Below are 2472 nucleotides of genomic sequence, written 5' to 3' on the forward strand. Positions count from 1 at the left end.
CTATTGGAGTGATCGGGGGGAAAATCCCTGGACTTTTTCCCTGAAAATTAGGTAATTGACCCCCTGAAAATGGGTAAAACCCTACACCCTACACCCTACACCCCACACCCTGCCCCCAGGAAAAACTTTTTGCCGCAAACCCTATTTAAGATGAGGTGATCACGCTGGCTTCTTCCACTTGAGACCAAGAAGGATGAGCGCGTTCGATTTCGGAGGATTGCAGCAGCGCTAAAGCGGCGATAAAGTCTCTAATTCCCTGAAAATTGCCGTAAACCGAAGCAAAGCGCACATAGGCCACTTCCGATTCTTGCCGGAGATATTCCAGGACTAATTGACCGATTTCCTGACTTGTTACCTCCCGTTTTGAGTCTTGCTGCAAACGGGATTCGATATCATTGACGATCGCCTCTAATCTTGAGGGGGGAATGCCGGTTTTTTCGCAGGCGCGGACGATACCCCGCAGCAGTTTGCAGCGATCAAAAGATTCCCGTTTACCATCTTTTTTAATCACCGTGATCGGCACGAATTCGATGCGCTCGTAGGTGGTGAACCGATATTTACACTGTAAGCATTCACGACGACGACGAATGCTCTGACCGTTTTCGGAGGAGCGGGACTCTAAAACGCGACTATCGGTATGCTGACAATTAGGACACTGCATAGGAGGCGCTCGGTGAGGGGAACCTTTAATTTAAGCCTTTAAATACGAAAACCAGAGCCGCTAACCTGCTTTTGACAAGCGGGCGGCTCAGGGAAGAAAATTATTAACCTAAACGGAGTTAAGAAATTTACTTTTGAATCCGGGGAGGTTCCCGGAAGGCGATGGCGAAGAAAATTACCGACAAAGCCATAGTTAAAACCAAAATGTAAGCGACGCTTTCCATGGTTGGACATCCTACAAGACTGCTATAACAATCCTATAGTATCAGGAAATGAGCTTTTCGGCTTGTCTAGGGATGTAATCTACATCCCCAGAATCAGTGGCGATCTATTTAACGCTAACTTTTGCCCCGGCATCTTCCAGTTTTTTCTTGATGGCGGCGGCATCATCTTTGTTAGTGCCTTCTTTAACCGCTTTGGGAGCGGCTTCTACCAGGTCTTTCGCTTCTTTGAGTCCTAAACCGGTCAATTCGCGTACCACCTTAAGGATAGCAATTTTCTTGTCGGCGGGAACTTCTTCGAGAACGACGTTAAATTCGGTTTGTTCTTCCACCGCTTCAGCAGCAGCCGCAGGAGCAGCCCCGGGGGCAGCCATAATTATGCCACCAGTCGGAGCGGCGGCACTAACTCCAAAGGTTTCTTCGATACCTTTGACTAATTCCGCAGCTTCTAAGAGGGTCAGGGTTTTGAGTTTTTCTAAGATTTCAGCTACAGCAGACATGGGTTAGACTCCTAATTGTTTGTAAGTGATTGATTGGCGCGGTGTCAAGCCGCTTCTTTTTCTTCTTGACGGGCCACGGCATCGACGGCACGGGCCAAAGATGCGGGAACTTCGTTGATACTGCGGGCCAGTTTGGCAGCAATGGCGTTGATTGCTCCGGCGGCCTGAGCGATTAACTGTTCTTTCGACGGTAAATCGGCGATCGCTTTGATCTGATCTTCTGTTAACAGTTGACCTTTTGTCCCTTCTTTGAGGACACCGCCGCGCAATTCGGTTTTTTTGCTTTCTTTTTTGAACTCTTGATAGGCCTTGAAAGCTCCACCGATATCCTCTTTTACGAGCAGAAAGGCGGATGTTCCCGATAAAAGGCTTTTCATCGGTTCCCAGCCACTATCTTCAGCGATCGCCAAGCCCATCAAAGTATTTTTGGTGACTTTACAAATCGTTCCCGTGGGGCGCAATTTGCGGCGTAGATTGCTGATTTCGGCGACGGTTAAACCTTGATAGTCGATGACCATCGTTAATTGAGCTTCCCTCAGGGAGGTTTTTAATTCTTCTAGAATTACTCCCTTGCTTTCTCTGCTTCTCCCCATCCCTTGTTCACCTCCTGTATGCGGGGGACCGGTCCACAGACAGGCGCAAAAATAACCCCTTGTAGCGCCGGGGTTGAGTGGAGAGAATCCAGTTCAGGCACGACCAAGACAGAAAATATCTCTCTTTAGTCTTTTTGGCTGCTGTTTTCTCGCTTTGACCTCGGCAGGGTATTTAAGCTGTTTCGCACCTGCTGTCTTTGGCTTAAGCCAGTCCCTCATCATAACATTATTGCGGGATTTATGTCAAGCCCTGGGAAGGAACGAGCAGGGCGATCGCATTTAAGACTGAATCCCTTGAGTATAGGCTACTTAGGGTTTGCTGAATAATGGTAAAACCCTTTTAAAATAAGGCTTTTGACCTGTTAAAGTCCGATGTTAGTGCAAGAAAATAGGATTGGGACTTTCAAAAACCTTGCATTATCCTTCTTGTAGTACATGGCTTGGTACAAAAAACAATGGCAACAAAGCCCGAAACTCCTGACTCCTGACTCCTGACTC

The 2472-nt window shown here is 47.7% G+C and carries 4 protein-coding genes; all 4 read right to left on the reverse strand.

The features are described 5' to 3' along the window. Positions 1–145 precede the first annotated feature (145 nt). The 4 genes from nrdR to rplJ all read right to left on the reverse strand — a co-directional run bounded on the left by nrdR (position 146) and on the right by rplJ (position 1974). Positions 146–661 carry a transcriptional regulator NrdR gene (nrdR, locus tag PX481_RS13195; protein WP_002757126.1) on the reverse strand — a complete coding sequence of 172 codons (516 nt, stop codon included), beginning with the start codon at positions 659–661 and terminating at the stop codon, positions 146–148. 127 nt (positions 662–788) lie between these two features. After that, positions 789–884 (reverse strand): photosystem II reaction center protein T, encoded by a 96-nt coding sequence (locus PX481_RS13200; RefSeq protein ID WP_012267019.1) that lies wholly within the window; start codon positions 882–884, stop codon positions 789–791. A gap of 104 nt (positions 885–988) precedes the next feature. Continuing rightward, positions 989–1381, reverse strand: a complete 393-nt coding sequence (gene rplL, locus PX481_RS13205; RefSeq protein WP_002736522.1) for a 50S ribosomal protein L7/L12 — start codon at positions 1379–1381, stop codon at positions 989–991. A gap of 44 nt (positions 1382–1425) precedes the next feature. Then, positions 1426–1974: a 50S ribosomal protein L10 gene (rplJ, locus tag PX481_RS13210; protein ID WP_002757128.1), complete on the reverse strand. Its 549-nt coding sequence runs from the start codon at positions 1972–1974 to the stop codon at positions 1426–1428. Between the last annotated feature and the right edge of the window lie 498 nt (positions 1975–2472).

The organism is Microcystis sp. M53603_WE2 (assembly GCF_030065435.1).